Genomic DNA, 16,303 nt, shown 5'->3' with positions numbered 1-16,303 from the left:
CACATTTCAATGGTGTGATCAGGCTCGCGGCTTGCGCACCCTGCTTATTGCTGCCTGTATGGCTATGCCTATGATGAGCAGTCCGGCTATGGCAGCAGATTCTTCCACTTCTTCTGAAGGCACTTCTATGAGCACCTCTCCCCGCGTCCAACTGCAGACGAATTACGGCACCATCCTGGTCGAGCTGAACGCAGAAAAAGCCCCCAATACCGTGGCCAACTTTGTGGACTACGTTACCAGCGGTTTTTACGATGGCACCGTGTTTCACCGTGTGATCAACAACTTCATGATCCAAGGCGGCGGCTTTGAGGCCGACATGAAGCAAAAAGCGACCAATGCGCCCGTCAAGAACGAAGCCGACAACGGTTTGAAGAACGACAAATACACCCTGGCCATGGCTCGCACTTCCGATCCACACTCGGCGACCGCTCAGTTCTTCATCAACGTGGCCGACAACGATTTCCTGAACTTCACCGCGCCCACCGCCAACGGCTGGGGCTACGCCGTGTTTGGCCGTGTGATTGAAGGCACAGAGGTGGTCGATCAGATCAAGGGCGTGCGCACCGGCAACAAAGGCTTTCACCAAGACGTGCCTGTTGATGACGTCATTCTGGAAAAAGCCACGATTGTCGAATAAGCTCACGCTGACCGGCAAGATCTGGATTGCCGCGGACCTGCATCTGGGTCCGGACAATCCAGACACCCTCCGGGATTTTCTGCAGTTTCTGCACTCCGCCCAGCATCAGGCACAGGTCTTGATTCTGGGCGGTGATATTTTCAATGCCTGGATTGGTGACGATCAAATTTCCCGCCCTGCCCCCTGGCTTGCTCAAGTCAGTGAGGCGCTGCGCACGTTTGCGCAGCAGCATCCGCTTTATCTAATGCGCGGCAATCGCGACTTTCTGCTGGGTGACACCTACGCCCGCCATGTCCACGCCACGCTATTGCCGGATCAAGTCATCCTGGACACCTCGGCCGGTTTGATTCTGATGTCACACGGCGATGAGTATTGTCTGGATGATTTAGACTACCAACGCTTTCGCTACTGGGTACGCAAACCCTGGCTGCAAAAGCTCTATCTGGCCTGCCCTTTAAGCCTGCGCCAACGTATTGCCGACTCGGCCCGCGCCGGTAGCCAGCGCGGCAAGCAATACAAGTCCAAAGAGATTATGGATGTGCAGCCTGCGGCGATTATTGCTGCCTGCCAGGCCCATCCTGTGCAGGCCCTGATTCATGGTCATACACATCGCCCTGCAGTGCATGACATTCCCGGCTTTGAGCCGGTACGCCGATGGGTACTACCGGATTGGGAGGCGGACTCCTCGCAAGGAGAACGCCGTGGCGGCTATATCAGTATTGAAGGCACACAGCTTTGCTTGCACCAATGGGGTAAAGAGGATCAGTGCCAGACACTGAGACCTTAGTAAGAGTGACTTCACCTACAGCCAGCCAGGTTTAAGCTCCCCGTCTTTTTATACCTTCTTACGATAAAACCTGTTTTTCTTCACACGGTGCTGGTGGCAGGAATCAAGGTGGCTGCATGAGCATTTTTGAGCGGGCAGTTGGGCTCGACTTGGCGGGTGTCCGGCCCGCGCTGCGCACGAGCTCCCTGGTCTCTTGCAGTATCCAGGCGCCCTGTGAACTCGCGGGGTCGTTCGTCCCCCGGACGAACCACAAGCACCCCGCTCAAACAGCAAAGGGCTTGCATCCTGGATACTGCAAGAGCCTGCGGCCAGAGCCCTGACTCGCCCGTCGAGTCCAACTACCCCCTCAAAAACGCAAAAGAGACCGTGATTTTTGCCAGCAAGATACTTTCACTCGCGGCTACTGAAGAGAACCATCGAAAGCAGGTCTCGTGTCCGAACATCGACTCTTAGCACCATGAGCAGCAAGGCTGCTTGTCCCCTCCTCACTGTGAGCCTCTCGGTTCGTCTGCCCCGGTATCCGGGGCGGTTCAGACTGCTTGCCGCAGGCGGTGTTCGGATACGGGGTGCAATCGCCCTTCTGTTTGAGCGGGACGCTTGTGTCTTGTCCGGTGGACAAGACACCCCGCGAGTTAAGGGCGCGCCTGTATCCGAACACCGACAAGGGTACCGGTGCACAGCACCGGCAAGTAGTCAGCCCGGATACCGGGGCAGACGAACCGAGAGGCGCCTTGCTGAGACCAAGCTCCCTTCAATAAGCAGCAGCGTATCGAAGCCAAGACAAGCCATGCCAGACCAAACAACGGGCGACAAACCCGCTATTTGCCAACAAACCCTTGAACACAATAGTCACTAAAAACGTGCCTATCAAGTTGGTACATCGCTAGATAAGCGGACAGACAGACAGACAGACAGACAGACAGACAGACAGACAGACAGACAGACAGACCGATAAATAGATAGATAAGTAGGTAGGTAAAGTAGGTGTGTGCAAAGACGACATTGACCGAGCCTCCCTGAAAAGAAAAATCCCCGCTGGCCAACAAGCCAAACGGGGATTTCAAAACATCTTAGGCGGCAAAGGTCTACGTCATCAGCCACACAAACAATACCCCGCCCAACGCAATCCGATACCAGGCAAAAGGACGATAAGTACGGCTGGACACAAAACGCAGCACGGCTTTCACTAGAAACAGTGCGCTAAAGAAGGCAGCCACAAAGCCCACGATAATTGCGGTGCTCTGGTCCGAACTTAAAGACGCGCCGTTGCGGTACAAGTCATAAACCGTGGCAGCCAACATGGTTGGCATCGCCAGGAAAAAAGAAAACTCCGTGGCCGTCTTGCGCTGAATACCGGCCAGCATGCCACCAATAATCGTCGCCCCCGAACGCGAAGTACCGGGCACCATGGCAATACACTGAGCGAAACCCACCACCAAAGCCTGCTTCCAGGTGATCTCCTCCAGGGCAAAGGCCGTGGCCTTTTGCGAGGTGGCGGTTTCACCCTGATCCAGCTCAGAGGTATTTTTTGCGTACTGCGGCTTGCGCTCGACCCACAGCATCAATAACCCCCCCAATACCAGCGTGAACACAAACACAATCTGGTGATGGAACAAGGCTTTCACGTACTGAATCGTCAAGGCACCAATAACAGCGGCAGGTAAAAAGGCGATCAGCAGATTGCGCGTGAACATCAGCTCCGTGCGATCACCGCGCAAGGTCCCCATAATCAGCTGAATCAGGCGGGCGCGAAAAATCCAGATAACCGCCAGGATCGAACCGAACTGAATCACGACCTCGAACACCTTGGCATCGCCCGAGGAAAAATCAATCCAGGACCCCAGAATCAACAAATGCGCGGTACTGGAGACAGGAATGAATTCCGTTATGCCTTCAACAATCCCCAGAAACAGGGCTTTCAACAAATAGAGAGTTTGCTCGGTCATGTTGTGTCAATCAACGCCAATAAAAATTAAGTGTTCAAGAACGGATCAATTTGTTCTTCATCGTAGGGCAGACGCTCCAGGCTGACTTGGGAAATGCGACGCCCTTCCAGCTCTTGAACCTTGAAGCGATACACGGCATCGCGTTGCTCAAGCTCACAGACATCACCCACCTTGGGCAATTGTCCGAAACGTGTCAGAAGGTAGCCCGCCAGGGTCGCATACTCTTCCTGCTCATCGACCAGGCCGTCTACACCCAGCATCTGCTCCAGATGATGCAAGTCCGTCGAGCCATCCAGCAACCAATGATCCTGGGACTCCTGAACAATATCGGGACTTTCATCTTCGCTGGGAAAGTCGCCCGCAATCGCCTCGAAAATATCCAGCGGCGTCACCAGCCCTTCAATCGTCCCAAACTCGTCGGTCACCATAACCAGTTGGCCACGGCTTTGCTTGATGGTTTCCATCAGATCCAAAATTCCGATGGATTCATACACAAACACCGGCTGACGCAACTGGTCCAGACGGATATGACCATGAATCAGCAAATCTGCCAGTAACTCTTTGCTTCGACCGATACCAATCACCTCATCGAGCGAACCACGGCACACAGGCACCATGCTGTGAGGCTCCTGTGTCATTTTCTCGCGAAGGACCTGGACATCGTCCTGAATGTTGACCCAGGTAATGGCATTGCGTGGCGTCATGACCGAATGGACGGTTCGCTCGGACAAGGTGAGCACGCCACTGACCATATTGCGCTCTTCCTGACCGAACACGGTCTGCGCTGCCACACCCGGCAGATCGGGACCGATCGCCGCATCGCCCGAGTCCGGACGCTTACCCAGCATGCGCAGCACCGCCTCAGCCGTACGCTCGCGCATCGGACGCCCCGCTTGCAACAGACGCAGCTTGCGACGCGCCAACTGGTTGAACATTTCGATCAGGATGGAAAAGGAAATGGCTGCATACAGGTAACCCTTGGGTACATGTACGCCAAAACCTTCGACCAGCAGCGAAAAACCAATCATGAGCAAAAAGCCCAGGCACAGGATCACCACCGTCGGACGGCTATTGATATAGGCGGTCAGCGGCTTGGAGGCCACCAGCATGATGCCAATGGCGATGACCACAGCAGCCATCATGATGGGCAAATGCTCGACCATGCCCACCGCGGTAATGACCGCATCCAGGGAGAACACGGCATCGAGCACCACGATCTGCGCCACAATGACCCAGAAACTGGCATACATGCGCGAGCCGGAGGCATGCGCGCTGCGGTTTTCGATACGCTCGTGCAGTTCCAGCGTACCTTTGAGCAAGAGAAAGAATCCGCCCACGATCATGATCAGGTCTCGACCTGAAAAAGCCAGACCCATGACAGAGACCAGAGGGTCTGTCAGTTGCACCAGGTGAGACATCACGGTCAGCAGGCCAAGACGCATCAGCAAGGCCAATGACAGACCCAGCACACGCGCCCGGTCACGCTGTGCCGGCGGCAGCTTGTCCACCAGAATTGCAATGAACACCAGATTATCGATGCCCAGAACAATTTCCAGAATTACCAGTGTGAGCAACCCAACCCAGACGGTCGGGTCCATCAACCACTCCATCTCAGCTCCTTGGCGCTGTGATTAAAAGAACACCCCGGCGATGCCGGGGTCTAGGTTCTTAATCTTGCAGGTGCGACAGCATCTGAATAAAGATCTTCGGACTGGCGGCAATCACATTTCCTGTTTCTTTCCAGGTTTGTTCGCCCTCAAAGTCGCCCACCAGGCCCCCGGCTTCGGTAACCAGCAAGGTGCCCGCAGCCAGGTCCCAGGATTTGAGGTTGACGGCACAAAAACCATCCAGACGACCAGCCGCCACATAGGCCAGATCCAGAACCGTTGCCCCCATGCGACGCACGGCGGCGCAATCGGCCAGCATGTCGGCGAACGGAGACGTGGGTTTTACACCCGCGCCCGAATCGGGAACGTGCGCACCGATCAGGGCATCGTGATAACGGGTCTGGCCCGAGACACGGATACGACGATCATTCAGGAAGGCACCGCCCCCCCGGCTGGCTGTAAACAATTCGTTGCGGTTGGTATCGTAAATAACGGCGTGGGCAGCCTGGCCACGGTGCATCAGCGCAATCGATATCGCGTAGCACGGAAAACCGTGGATAAAGTTGGTGGTGCCATCGAGCGGATCAATAATCCACTGGTACTCGGGAGTGCCTTCACCTGCAGGCTCCAGCGGTGGGCGCTCGCCCGTTTCCTCACCGATAAAACCATGATCGGGATAGGCTTCGCTCAACACTTCAATGATGGCTTCCTCTGCTGCGCGATCCACTTCCGTGACATAATCTTTAGGGCCTTTACGCGCAACCGACAGGTGCTGGAGGTCCAGACTGGCGCGAGAGATAATGGTGCCGGCACGGCGAGCCGCCTTGATGGCGGTATTGAGCATCGGGTGCATGGAAATTCCGTTTTTTTAACAATAATTGAGCCTGCCTGGCGTGCCCTGTCGCAGGGCAAAATCGCATGGGCAGACACAGGAAGCGTAGCTTCAAAGTAGCTATTTTAAATGACTCAGACGCAAGCATCGGCATTTGATGATAATTTTCACCGGGTTCGCTTCATTATGGTGCAACCCAGCCACCCTGGAAACGTGGGCGCAGCGGCCCGTGCGATCAAAACCATGGGCTTTGGCGACTTATGTCTGGTCGACCCGCTGGACCCGGACGTTGTACAAAACCCTCAGGCCATCTCGCTGGCCAGCGGCGCCCTGGACGTTTTGGAACAAGCAAGTATCGTTCCCACCCTGGCTCATGCGCTGGAACCGGTCACCCTGGCGTTTGCCCTGACCGCCCGCCCCCGCTATCTGGGCCCCCCGGCTGCCGATATTCGCCAGACCGCCGAACTGAGCCGCGAACACCTGCGTCAACACGCCGGTACGGTGGCCATCGTGCTGGGCACTGAGCGTGTCGGACTGACCAACGATCATATCAGCCAGTGCCAGTACGTCTGCCACATTCCGGCCAACCCCCAGTACAGCTCACTGAATGTTGCCCAGGCACTGCAACTGGCTGCCTGGGAGTTGCGTTACGCCTTGCTGGCCGAAAGCGGCGCCCCCCTCTTGCCCCACACCGAGGGCAAGGTGGACCCTGGCAAAGCGCTGGCTACCCAGGCCAAAGTGCAAGCCCTGATGCAGCATTGGGAACAGGCCATTGAAAGCGTCAAATTCCTGGACCCCAAGCATCCCAAAAAACTGGTCCCCCGCATGCAGCATTTGTTTGGACGCGCGCAACTGAGCCTGGACGAGGTGGATATGTTGCGGGGCCTGTGTACCGCCATGATCAAGACCGCCAGAGCAGCGGGGCACCCCATCCCGGAGCAACGCAAAGAGGAATCCGCCGGTCCCGAGCAGCGCTGATTGCGCCACGGCTGCCGTCGCTCCCGCCTGCCCGCTGCACGCAGCGGGCATTTGCTTTATTGAACGATCACACAGTGGACACTTTCCGAGCTGGCGTATATTCTTAGCAGGTTACGTTTTGGTAAACATCGGCCGTTTTCAAGCATGAATACTCCAGAGACCGTAGAACCGCAGGATCAGGCCGGGCCGCGCACCTTGCAACGCGGCCTGCTGGTGCTCAAGACTTTGCAGAACCATCAAGGCAAAGGACTGAGCGTCACCGATCTATCGCGTGCCACCCAATTGCAGCGTCCCACGATCTACCGCCTATTGGCCGCCCTGATCGACCACGGGCTGGTGCAAAACAGCAGTCACAGCCGCCGCTACAGCGCCACACGTCAGGACCAGGGCTTGTTTGGCATGGACCCCAGGGTCACCATCATGCAACCCATCATGCAGGAGCTGGCGCAGCTGACGGGGGATGCTGTTTTTCTGGTGGGACGCGATGGCGACGATTCGGTCAGCTTGTGGCGTGAAATCGGCCCCTATCCGGTGCAGATACTGGCGACTTATGTGGGCAAACGTCAGCCTCTGGGAGTGGGCTCGGGCGGCATGGCCTATCTGGCCACACTGGGAGACGAGGCAATCGAGCAGATCATCGAACGCAACGCCAATCAACTGGATCAGTATGGGGGCATGACCCAACGGGAGATGCGCCAACTGGTCACCAACACCCGGATTCGCGGCTACTCGGTGGTCGGCAATTACGCCGTGCGCGGCGCTCTGGGAGTAGGTTGCGCGCTCTGCGATCACAAAGGCCGCCCCATTTTGGCCATGAGCGTGACCGCCATTACCGAACGCATGCCCGCACCGCGTCAGAAAGAGATCGCCGGTCTGTTGCGCGATGCACTGGATTCAGTCGCTGACAAATTTTAAGGAAAGAAGCGGGTACCGCTTTCTTTCCTTCGCGCCGGGCTTTCCCGCCTAACCGCCCCTTTTCGCCACCCGCTGACTCCGACCCTTTAAAGCTCTGAGCCCCTGAGCTCCCTGGTCATCCACTCATCCAGCCCCTTGCGGGCCTGGACATCTGATCGTCTGATCCGTTCGTTTTCGCTAAATATCCTCTCTGCACAAATCCGAGCCGCTTTATATCTAAAGCAACTGCTTGGCTCTGCGCCAACCCTGTTTTCCCCTAGGGTTAACGCGGCATCGTTTCACCCTGCGTAAATAAAGCGACATTTGCTTTATTGATCCACGCCCAAGCCTGTCGCTATCTTGTCAGCACAACGATAAGCCCACCAAGGGCACACCCAAAAGAGGAAAGCGAGATGCAGGCAACCGTCCCGACCCAGCTGCACGTGCTGGCGAAACGGTGCATCACGCAACCCTACCCCTTAGCCGACCCACTAGCCAGGTCGGGGAGACAAAAACAAGGATAAGTTCATCATGAACACCACTGCTACCCTCACGGCCAAGCCCAGGCCGAACTTGCTGACACGCTTTACCAACATCTGCGTGCGTTACGTAGAAAAATGGATGCCTGACCCGTATCTGTTCGCCGTCATTCTGAGTTTGCTGGTTGTCGGTTTAATCGCCCTGTTTGTAGACGGCGCCACCCCTGGAGGAATGGTGGATGCCTGGTACCGTGGAGTATGGGGGCCGAAAAGCATTTTCACCTTTGCCCTGCAAATGGTGTTGATTTTGGTGACCGGCTATACGCTTGCCGAAGCGCCGCCCTTAAAACGCGCCATTATCTGGCTGGCCTCTCGTGCCCGCAATCAGGTTGAAGGTGCGCTGCTGTGCTTTGCCGTAGGTTCCCTCTTTTGCCTGCTGAACTGGGGCCTGGGCCTGGTTGCCGGCGCTCTAGTCGCGCGTCAGGTCGCCCGCCGTCTGCCTCACGTGCACTTTGGCTATCTGATTGCCTCGGGCTATATGGGCTATTTACTCTGGACTCAAGGGCTCTCCAGCTCGATTGCGCTGGCCAATACCGACCCCAACAGCCCGATCAATGTTATCCACCAGTTGACCAACATGACGGTGCCTTTCAGCCTGACCATCTTTCAGCCCTACAGCTGGATTCCGGTGCTGGCCCTGATCATCCTGCTATTTCTGACGATCTGGCGCATGGAACCCGACCATGCCTTGCCGCCCGACCCGGCCGTCTTTGCCGATATTGAGAAAGACCTGCCCAAAACCAAGGCTAGCACTCCGGCTGAAAAGCTGGAAAACCTGTGGATTCTGAATGTGCTGTTCTTTGCCGCGGGTATGTACTACTTCGTGCGCAGCGGTTTTGCGTTGAACATCTCCTCCATGATCATGCTGTTTACCGTTACGGGTGCCCTGCTGCACTGGACGCCTATCCGCTTTATCAAGTCCTTTGTCGAGTCCGCCAAAACGGCTGGCCCGCTGATTCTGCAATACCCGCTGTATGGCGGCATTATGGGCTTGCTGGCCTATATCCCCATGGAAGGCGGCCGCGCCCTGGAAGAAATCCTGTCCTCCGCGCTGGTCACCGGGGCCAATGAATACACCCTGCCCTTCCTGACCTTTATCGCCTCCATCATCATCTCGCTGTTTGTCCCTTCCGGTGGCGGACACTGGGGGGTGCAAGGCCCCATCGCCGTGCAGTCAGCTCTGGCCATCGGTCAGGACAGCCCTGCCTATCTGGGCCTGATGTCCATGGCCGTGGCGTTTGGCGAAGCCGTTGCCAATATGATCCAACCCTTCTGGCTCTTGCCCGTGCTGGCCATCGCACGCTTGAATGTGCGGCAGGTCATGGGCTTTACCGTCGTGGCTTTTCTGATTGGCACCGTCGTGTTGACGATTGCTATTCTTATTGCTCCTTTCACGATCTGAGGTCATGCCATGTCTGTGAATGAGTTCGCCACCCGAAACACGACATCCAGCCAGCAGGCGGCGGAAGCGGCTCTTGCCCGCTACGAACAAACCGAGGATCTGATCCAGGCTTTTGCCCATCTGGACAAGGAGCAGGTACGGCGCCTGGCCCGGGAGCAGGAAAACCGTAGCGGCCCTTTGAAGGGGCTGCTCATCGGCATCAAGGACCTGATCAATACGGCCGATGCGCCGGCCACTTACGGGTCACCCATTTACCGGGACAACCGGCCCAGTGAGGACGCGCCCATCGTGCAAGCTCTTCGCGCGGCCGCTGCGGTGCCTTTTGGGAAAACCGTGACCACGGAATTCGCCCTGTTCCATCCCCCCAAGACCCGCAACCCCTGGAATCCGGATCACACGCCCGGCGGCTCATCATCAGGCTCGGCCGCCGCCGTAGCGGCCAATGTGGTGCCTGTGGCCTTGGGTACCCAAACCGCCGGCTCTGTCGTGCGCCCTGCCGCCTTTTGCGGTATCTACGGCTTCAAGCCCAGCTTTGGGGTCCTGCCCAGCAACGGCCTGAAAACGATCAGTCCCTCGTTGGACACCGTGGGAATCCTGGGCCAGCGCCTGGAAGATATACAGCGCGTGTTCAATGTGCTGCGCACCAGCCCGGAAATCACATCCAGCCTGTTGCAAGCCCCCTTGCGTCTGAGTTTTTTACAGACCCCGTGGTGGGAGGAACTATCAGACGATCTGCGGGACCGACTCAAGGCGGTGATAGCCCATCTGAGCGCCAACGACGGCCAGTTTGAGATCCAACGTAACGGTAAGGACAGCCTGTTTGGTGAGCTGACTCATGCACAACAGGCCATCATGGGCGCTGAAGTGCTGATTCATTTAGGCCATGAGCGCCAGCACCATCTTGAGCTGCTGTCACCGGCTTTGCAGGCCTATCTGGACCGGTGTGCGCAGACTCGGCCGGCTGAACTGATTCAGGCCCAAGGCCTGGTCAATCAGCTCAAACGCCAGCCCGAGCTGATCTTCGGCGATGCAGACTTGATCCTGAGCGCCTCGGCCTTGGGCGAAGCCCCTACACGTGAGACGACGGGCGATCCGGTGCTGTGTCGGGCCTGGACAGCGTTGGGCATTCCATGTCTGAACATGCCCATTGGCTTTGGCCGCCAGGGGCTTCCCTTGGGCCTGCAACTGGCCGCCCGGCCCGGGCAGGATGACCTGCTGCTGGAAGCAGCCACTCGCATCGCCCATCACCTGGGCACCCGCTCCATCGCGCTGCCTGAGCTGCGTTCGTGACACTTCAGGCAACAGGCTTTAAAGAAACACATCGACAGAGGTATGACAGGGAAACCTAATGACGGACAGCAACTGGAATCTTAAGAATCAAGCGCGCCAGCAAAGACTGCAACGCGCCAGCCGAGCACTGGGAGACTCGCTGCAAGGCAAACTGTGCAGCACGGATAAAGCCAGCTTATTGCTGGAAGCCGTCTTGCAGGCAGGCGATCGTGTATGTCTGGAAGGCAACAACCAGAAACAAGCCGATTTTCTGGCTGACGCGTTGGTGGGGGTCGATCCCACACAGATTCATGACCTGCACATGGTGCAATCCGTGCTGGCCTTGCCCCAGCATCTGGATGTGTTTGAAAAAGGCATCGCCAGCCGCCTGGACTTCAGCTTTTCGGGTCCGCAAGGTGCGCGCCTGGCCCGGCTGGCATCGGCAGGGCGACTGAACATCGGTGCTATTCATACTTATCTGGAGTTGTTTGCGCGTTACTTTGTCGATTTGACTCCGAATGTGGCGCTCATCGCCGCTCAGGCCGCCGATGAGCACGGCAATCTATACACCGGTCCCAATACCGAGGACACCCCCGCCATTGTGGAAGCCACCGCTTTTTCGGGCGGCATTGTGATTGCTCAGGTCAATGAGCTGGTCAATAGCAAGACCACGCGCCTGCCTCGCGTGGACATCCCCGCAGATTGGGTGAACTTCGTCATCCCGGCCCCGCGCCCCCACTTTATCGAACCGCTGTTTACCCGCGACCCGGCGCAGATCAGCGAAATACAGGTCTTGATGGCCATGATGGCGATCAAGGGCATCTACGCGGAATACGGCGTGCAGCGCCTGAACCACGGCATCGGTTTTGATACCGCCGCCATCGAGTTGCTCTTGCCCACCTACGGTCAATCGCTGGGCCTGAAAGGCAAGATTTGTCAGCACTGGGCCTTGAATCCGCATCCTGCCTTGATCCCCGCGATTGAGGCTGGCTGGGTGCAATCCGTGCACTCCTTTGGTTCCGAGCTTGGCATGGAAAATTACTTGCGCGCCCGCTCCGATGTGTTCTTCACTGGTCCCGATGGCAGCATGCGCAGCAATCGTGCTTTTTGTCAGGCAGCGGGTCACTATGCCTGCGATCTGTTCATCGGCTCCACCTTGCAGATCGATCTGCAGGGCAATAGCTCCACCGCCACGCTGGGCCGCATTGCCGGCTTTGGTGGCGCACCGAATATGGGGGCCGATGCCCGTGGCCGGCGCCACGCCAGCCCCGCCTGGCTCAAAGCAGGTCAACAGGCCCGCGCAGGACGCCAGGGGGCGGCCGGTACGCCGCGAGGCCAAAAGCTGGTGGTGCAGATTGTGGAAACGTTCCGCGAACACATGACGCCGGCCTTTGTGGACACCCTGGATGCCTGGACCCTGCAGGAGCAGACCGGCATGGATCTGCCCCCCATCATGGTGTATGGCGAGGATGTCACCCACATCCTGACCGAAGAAGGCATTGCCAACCTGTTGCTGTGCCGGAGCGACGAAGAACGCGAGCAGGCCATACGCGGCGTAGCCGGGTATACGCCCGTAGGCCTGGGCCGCGATGTGCGCATGGTGGAAAACCTGCGCGACCGCGGCATCATCCGGCGACCGCAGGATTTAGGCATAGACCCACGTCAGGCCACTCGCAATCTATTGGCCGCACGCAGCATGCGGGATCTGGTTGACGCCTCGGGCGGCCTGTATCAGCCCCCGGCGCGCTTTCGTAATTGGTAAGGGCCCGCACCGCTATTTGCATTAGGAGATCACGATGACTCAGCATCCTCACGGCCTGGAGACCCTGGCCTACCGTTTTCAGGGGCAAGAGCCCATTGGCCCCTTCCAGCCCGTGCTGATTGGCGTCGTGGGTTCGGGCAATCTGGAAGTACTGGCCGAACCCAAGGACAGCCCCGACTGCACTATTCACATTCATACCTCAGCACGAGGGTTTTCCGCCATCTGGGATGCCGTGGTACGGGACTTTCACCAGCGTCATCCGCTGGCCGGCATTCACTTTGACATCAACGATATGGGAGCCACCCCGGCCGTGGTCAGCCTGCGTCTGGACCAGGCCGCCAGCGAAGCGCTGGCACGTAGCCAAGCACAAGGAACACAGTCATGAGCAGTTATCTGGAATGTTCTGCCCGCCAGCGCGTCCAGACTCTGTTTGACGCGAACAGCTTTCATGAGTGGTTGCCCCCGGCGCAACGCATCAGCAGCCCGCACCTGGCTCAGTTGGGCGTCCCCTCCTCTTTTGATGATGGTGTGGCCATCGGCCATGCCTTGCTGGAAGGGCAGACCGTTTATGTGGCAGCGCAAGAAGGCGAGTTCATGGGCGGTGGTGTGGGCGAAGTCCACGGCGCCAAGCTGGTGGGCCTGCTGCGTCGTGCCATGATCGACCGCCCTGCTGGCGTGGTGCTGCTACTGGAGTCCGGCGGTGTACGCTTGCACGAAGCCAATGCGGGTTTGATCGCCGTGTCGGAAGTGATGCGCGCCCTGCTGGATACCCGCAATGCCGGGGTGCCGGTGATTGCCCTGGTAGGCGGGCAAAACGGTTGTTTTGGCGGCATGGGCATAGTGGCTCGCTGCACCAATCACCTCATCATGAGTGATGTAGGCCGTCTGGCCATGTCCGGTCCCGAAGTCATTGAAGCTTCACACGGTGTGGAGGAATACGACTCCAAAGACCGTGCGCTGGTCTGGCAGACCAGTGGCGGGAAACATCGCTGGCTGACCGCCGATTGCGACGACCTTGTGCCTGACACTGTGACAGCTTTCCGTGCTGCCGCCGTGCAAGGATTGAAAAAACCAGCCCGTGGCCCCGTCACCGTGGAAGAACTGGAACAGGAACACCAGATGCTGGCCCATCGCACCGCCTTGCTGCCTGTCGAACAATGGGAGCACACGGAGAACCAGGCTCGCCACTTATGGCAGGCGCTGGGTTTGAAGCACAGCGATCAAGTCGGGCAGATGGATGCCGCGGCCGTCAAAGCATTACGCAGCCAGGAGGCGCTGTCATGAAATGGGAAGCACTGGTGAAATCGCTGTTCGATACGCAGCACACCATCACCGAACAGGATTTATTTTTACAGGGGACAGCCGAATTTGAGGGTCAAACACTGAACGTTATTGGAACCACCGAACACGCGCCTATTGGCGTATCCCTGGCTTTGACCCAGGCTCAGGCGGTGCTGGACACCATCAGGCACCATCCTGGCCGCAGTCTGCTGCTCTTGGTCGATACCCAAGGCCAGCAACTGCGCCGCCGCGATGAGCTGCTGGGTATCAACCGCGCCATGGCCCATTTGGGCATGTGTCTGGATCTGGCCCGACGCAAAGGTCACAAAGTCATTGGACTGGTCTATGACCAGGCACTTTCGGGCGGATTCATCACCTCCGGGCTGATTGCCGACGCCTGCTATGCCGTACCCGAGGCCGAGATTCGCGTCATGCGCATTCCCGCCATGGCCCGCGTCACCAAGCTGCCCGAAGCCCTGCTGGAAGAACTGGCACAGTCCAATCCGGTTTTTGCGCCCGGCGTAGACAACTATGTGGCCATGGGGGGTATTCAGGCTGTCTGGGACAACCGTTCGCCTGAGCATCTGCGTGCGTCATTGCGTGCGGCACTGGCCCAGTCCGATCACCAGGATCGCCGTGCCAGTGATGGCGCCCAACGCGGTGGTCGCCGTCTGGCGGCCCAGATCATTGACCAAGTCTTGCAGGCATCCTGATGACCGCACCACTGCCCGCTCGCCGTCACCATCTGATTACGCTGGACAGCCCAGCCTGGGATCAGGTGCTGGCGGATCTGGAGCCAAGCAGCCACGCCAGTCTGAGCCTGCAGCAATGGCAGGCCCGAGGCTGGCCGCTGGTAGTCAGCCGTCAGCCAGGTGAACTGCGTCACGGGCAGCTGCAAGTGGGCATTCCGTTACCGACCGATTGGGGACGGCAACGTCTGTCCCTGATTGTTCCCCAGGCGCGGAGCCTGGCCTGGGGCAGTTTCCCCCCCGCCCATGAAGCCCAAACCTTGCTGCTGGTTTCCTTGGCGCAAGACTGGCTGAGCTTATGCCAGCAGATGCAGGCACACGGCTGCACAGCTCAGGTCTATGGCAGCTATGGCTGGGAGCTGATCACGGGTCAAGGCTATGTGCGTGCAAGCTCGGACCTGGACCTGCTGCTGCCCGTACAGTGTGCCACGCAGGCCGATCGTCTGGTGCAGCTCTTACATGCGGCCAGCGAATGGCCGGGCTTGCCCCGTCTGGATGGCGAGCTGCTGTTTCCGGATGACGCCGCCATCGCCTGGCGTGAATGGCAGCAATGGCGCAGTGGTGCCAGCAGCAAAGTCATGATCAAACACACGCATGGTTTACGTATTCAGGCGCACTCGGACTGGCCTGAGCACGCCCCTGCCCTGGAGTCTTCTCATGCTGCTTGATGCCATTGAAACAAGGGCATGGGCGTCCCCACCCAGGCCCCCTGAGCTCATGGACCCATCCCCTTCCTGGCGTTGCGCGGACATAGGCCGGGCGGCTGTTCTGGCGCTCTATGATGAGCTGATTCTGGCTCCCAAGCCGGGACTGGTTTCCTTGCTCGACAGCGGCAGCCATGACGATATGGACGCCAGTACCTTCTACCGCAGTCTGTTCGCTCTGCGCCACTATTTTTCTGACATGGCAGCCCTGGGCCAACAGCGTGCTCCCTTTTGCCAACTGCAAACTTGCGGGATGGCAGCGGAGGCTCGCATGCAGGCGGCAACCGCCGGCATCAATACGCACCGTGGAGCCATCTTCATGCTCGGCCTGCTGTGTGCAGCCGCAGGCGCCTGCCTTCCTTTTCGCACCCTGACTCCCGCCACGATTCGGGACCAACTTCAAACATTATGGGGGGCAGCTTTACAGGCCCGCAGCCAGCAAACCTCGTCCGCACTGCCGGGTGGACAAGCGGTACGCCGCTATGGTTTACAGGGCGCGAACCAGGAAGCCGCCCAAGGATTTCCCACCTTGTTTGAAACGGCCTGGCCCGCCTGGCAAGCCGCTGTCAACCTCTTGTCTCCGCACAGCGCGCCTATTACCGATCAGCAATTGCAGACCGTGGGTTTGCATACTTTCTTTTCGGTGATGGCGGTCCTTGACGATAGCAATCTGGCCCATCGTGGCGGACTGGAGGGGCTGCACTACGCGCGCCGCTGCGCCGCACAGTATTTGCACGCAGGCAGCGCATTTACCCCGGATGCGGTGCAACGCGCCCAAACCTTGCATCACGCCTTTATGCAGCGCCGTCTGTCCCCTGGAGGTGCTGCCGATACCTTGTCTGCCTGCTATTGGCTGGACCGCCTGCAAGCCACGGCTCCCGGCCGTGCACGCCAACGTCGCCCTATTGGAGTCTGA

The 16,303-nt window shown here is 58.4% G+C and carries 15 protein-coding genes; 12 read left to right on the top strand and 3 right to left on the bottom strand.

The genetic code is table 11. From position 1 onward, the window contains the following. The first annotated feature begins 127 nt into the window (after window positions 1-127). A complete protein-coding gene (locus VF694_RS06965) occupies window positions 128-637 on the top strand; it encodes a peptidylprolyl isomerase (RefSeq protein ID WP_039943527.1) in 510 nt (169 codons plus the stop codon). Continuing rightward, a complete protein-coding gene (locus tag VF694_RS06960) occupies window positions 627-1,424 on the top strand; it encodes a UDP-2,3-diacylglucosamine diphosphatase (protein WP_003802647.1) in 798 nt (265 codons plus the stop codon). The genes VF694_RS06965 and VF694_RS06960 overlap by 11 nt, the downstream gene beginning before the upstream one ends. A 1,085-nt stretch (window positions 1,425-2,509) precedes the next feature. Here VF694_RS06960 and VF694_RS06955 read toward each other — a convergent pair. The 3 genes from VF694_RS06955 to VF694_RS06945 are packed head-to-tail and all read right to left on the bottom strand — an operon-like array spanning window position 2,510 to window position 5,830. After that, on the bottom strand, window positions 2,510-3,370 hold the full coding sequence (locus tag VF694_RS06955; protein ID WP_003802649.1) for an undecaprenyl-diphosphate phosphatase: 861 nt from the start codon (window positions 3,368-3,370) through the stop codon (window positions 2,510-2,512). Between the two features lie 26 nt (window positions 3,371-3,396). Next, window positions 3,397-4,980 (bottom strand): TerC family protein, encoded by a 1,584-nt coding sequence (locus tag VF694_RS06950; protein ID WP_003802650.1) that lies wholly within the window; start codon window positions 4,978-4,980, stop codon window positions 3,397-3,399. Between the two features lie 58 nt (window positions 4,981-5,038). Next, the gene (locus VF694_RS06945; RefSeq protein ID WP_003802652.1) at window positions 5,039-5,830 is read right to left on the bottom strand and encodes an inositol monophosphatase family protein; all 792 of its coding nucleotides are present in this window, start codon (window positions 5,828-5,830) and stop codon (window positions 5,039-5,041) included. Window positions 5,831-5,938: 108 nt separating this feature from the next. Between VF694_RS06945 and VF694_RS06940 the strand changes: the two genes are divergently transcribed. The 10 genes from VF694_RS06940 (at window position 5,939) to VF694_RS06895 (ending at window position 16,303) form a co-directional block, all read left to right on the top strand. Continuing rightward, window positions 5,939-6,787 carry an RNA methyltransferase gene (locus tag VF694_RS06940; protein WP_003802655.1) on the top strand — a complete coding sequence of 283 codons (849 nt, stop codon included), beginning with the start codon at window positions 5,939-5,941 and terminating at the stop codon, window positions 6,785-6,787. A 144-nt stretch (window positions 6,788-6,931) separates the two neighbouring features. Beyond that, on the top strand, window positions 6,932-7,702 hold the full coding sequence (locus VF694_RS06935; RefSeq protein ID WP_003802658.1) for an IclR family transcriptional regulator: 771 nt from the start codon (window positions 6,932-6,934) through the stop codon (window positions 7,700-7,702). Window positions 7,703-8,212: 510 nt separating this feature from the next. Then, on the top strand, window positions 8,213-9,622 hold the full coding sequence (locus tag VF694_RS06930; RefSeq protein WP_003802659.1) for a short-chain fatty acid transporter: 1,410 nt from the start codon (window positions 8,213-8,215) through the stop codon (window positions 9,620-9,622). Window positions 9,623-9,631: 9 nt separating this feature from the next. Next, window positions 9,632-10,912: an amidase gene (locus VF694_RS06925; RefSeq protein ID WP_131071378.1), complete on the top strand. Its 1,281-nt coding sequence runs from the start codon at window positions 9,632-9,634 to the stop codon at window positions 10,910-10,912. 58 nt (window positions 10,913-10,970) lie between these two features. Further along, entirely contained in the window at window positions 10,971-12,653 is a 1,683-nt protein-coding gene (gene mdcA, locus VF694_RS06920; RefSeq protein WP_131071377.1) for a malonate decarboxylase subunit alpha, read from the top strand. A gap of 34 nt (window positions 12,654-12,687) precedes the next feature. Beyond that, window positions 12,688-13,038 (top strand): malonate decarboxylase acyl carrier protein, encoded by a 351-nt coding sequence (gene mdcC / locus VF694_RS06915; RefSeq protein ID WP_003802665.1) that lies wholly within the window; start codon window positions 12,688-12,690, stop codon window positions 13,036-13,038. Next, window positions 13,035-13,937, top strand: a complete 903-nt coding sequence (locus tag VF694_RS06910) for a biotin-independent malonate decarboxylase subunit beta (RefSeq protein ID WP_003802667.1) — start codon at window positions 13,035-13,037, stop codon at window positions 13,935-13,937. The genes mdcC and VF694_RS06910 overlap by 4 nt, the downstream gene beginning before the upstream one ends. Then, the gene (gene mdcE, locus VF694_RS06905; protein WP_059318748.1) at window positions 13,934-14,647 is read left to right on the top strand and encodes a biotin-independent malonate decarboxylase subunit gamma; all 714 of its coding nucleotides are present in this window, start codon (window positions 13,934-13,936) and stop codon (window positions 14,645-14,647) included. The genes VF694_RS06910 and mdcE overlap by 4 nt, the downstream gene beginning before the upstream one ends. Then, window positions 14,647-15,351, top strand: a complete 705-nt coding sequence (mdcG, locus tag VF694_RS06900) for a malonate decarboxylase holo-[acyl-carrier-protein] synthase (RefSeq protein WP_003802671.1) — start codon at window positions 14,647-14,649, stop codon at window positions 15,349-15,351. Before mdcE ends, mdcG begins: the two co-directional genes overlap by 1 nt. Further along, a complete protein-coding gene (locus tag VF694_RS06895) occupies window positions 15,341-16,303 on the top strand; it encodes a triphosphoribosyl-dephospho-CoA synthase (RefSeq protein ID WP_440163986.1) in 963 nt (320 codons plus the stop codon). The genes mdcG and VF694_RS06895 overlap by 11 nt, the downstream gene beginning before the upstream one ends.

The organism is Alcaligenes sp. Lyrl_28, assembly GCF_051948705.1.
Classification (GTDB): Bacteria; Pseudomonadota; Gammaproteobacteria; order Burkholderiales; family Burkholderiaceae_B; genus Alcaligenes; species Alcaligenes ammonioxydans.
Note: the sequence above shows the minus strand (reverse complement) of the source record. Positions and strands in the feature narration are given on the sequence as shown.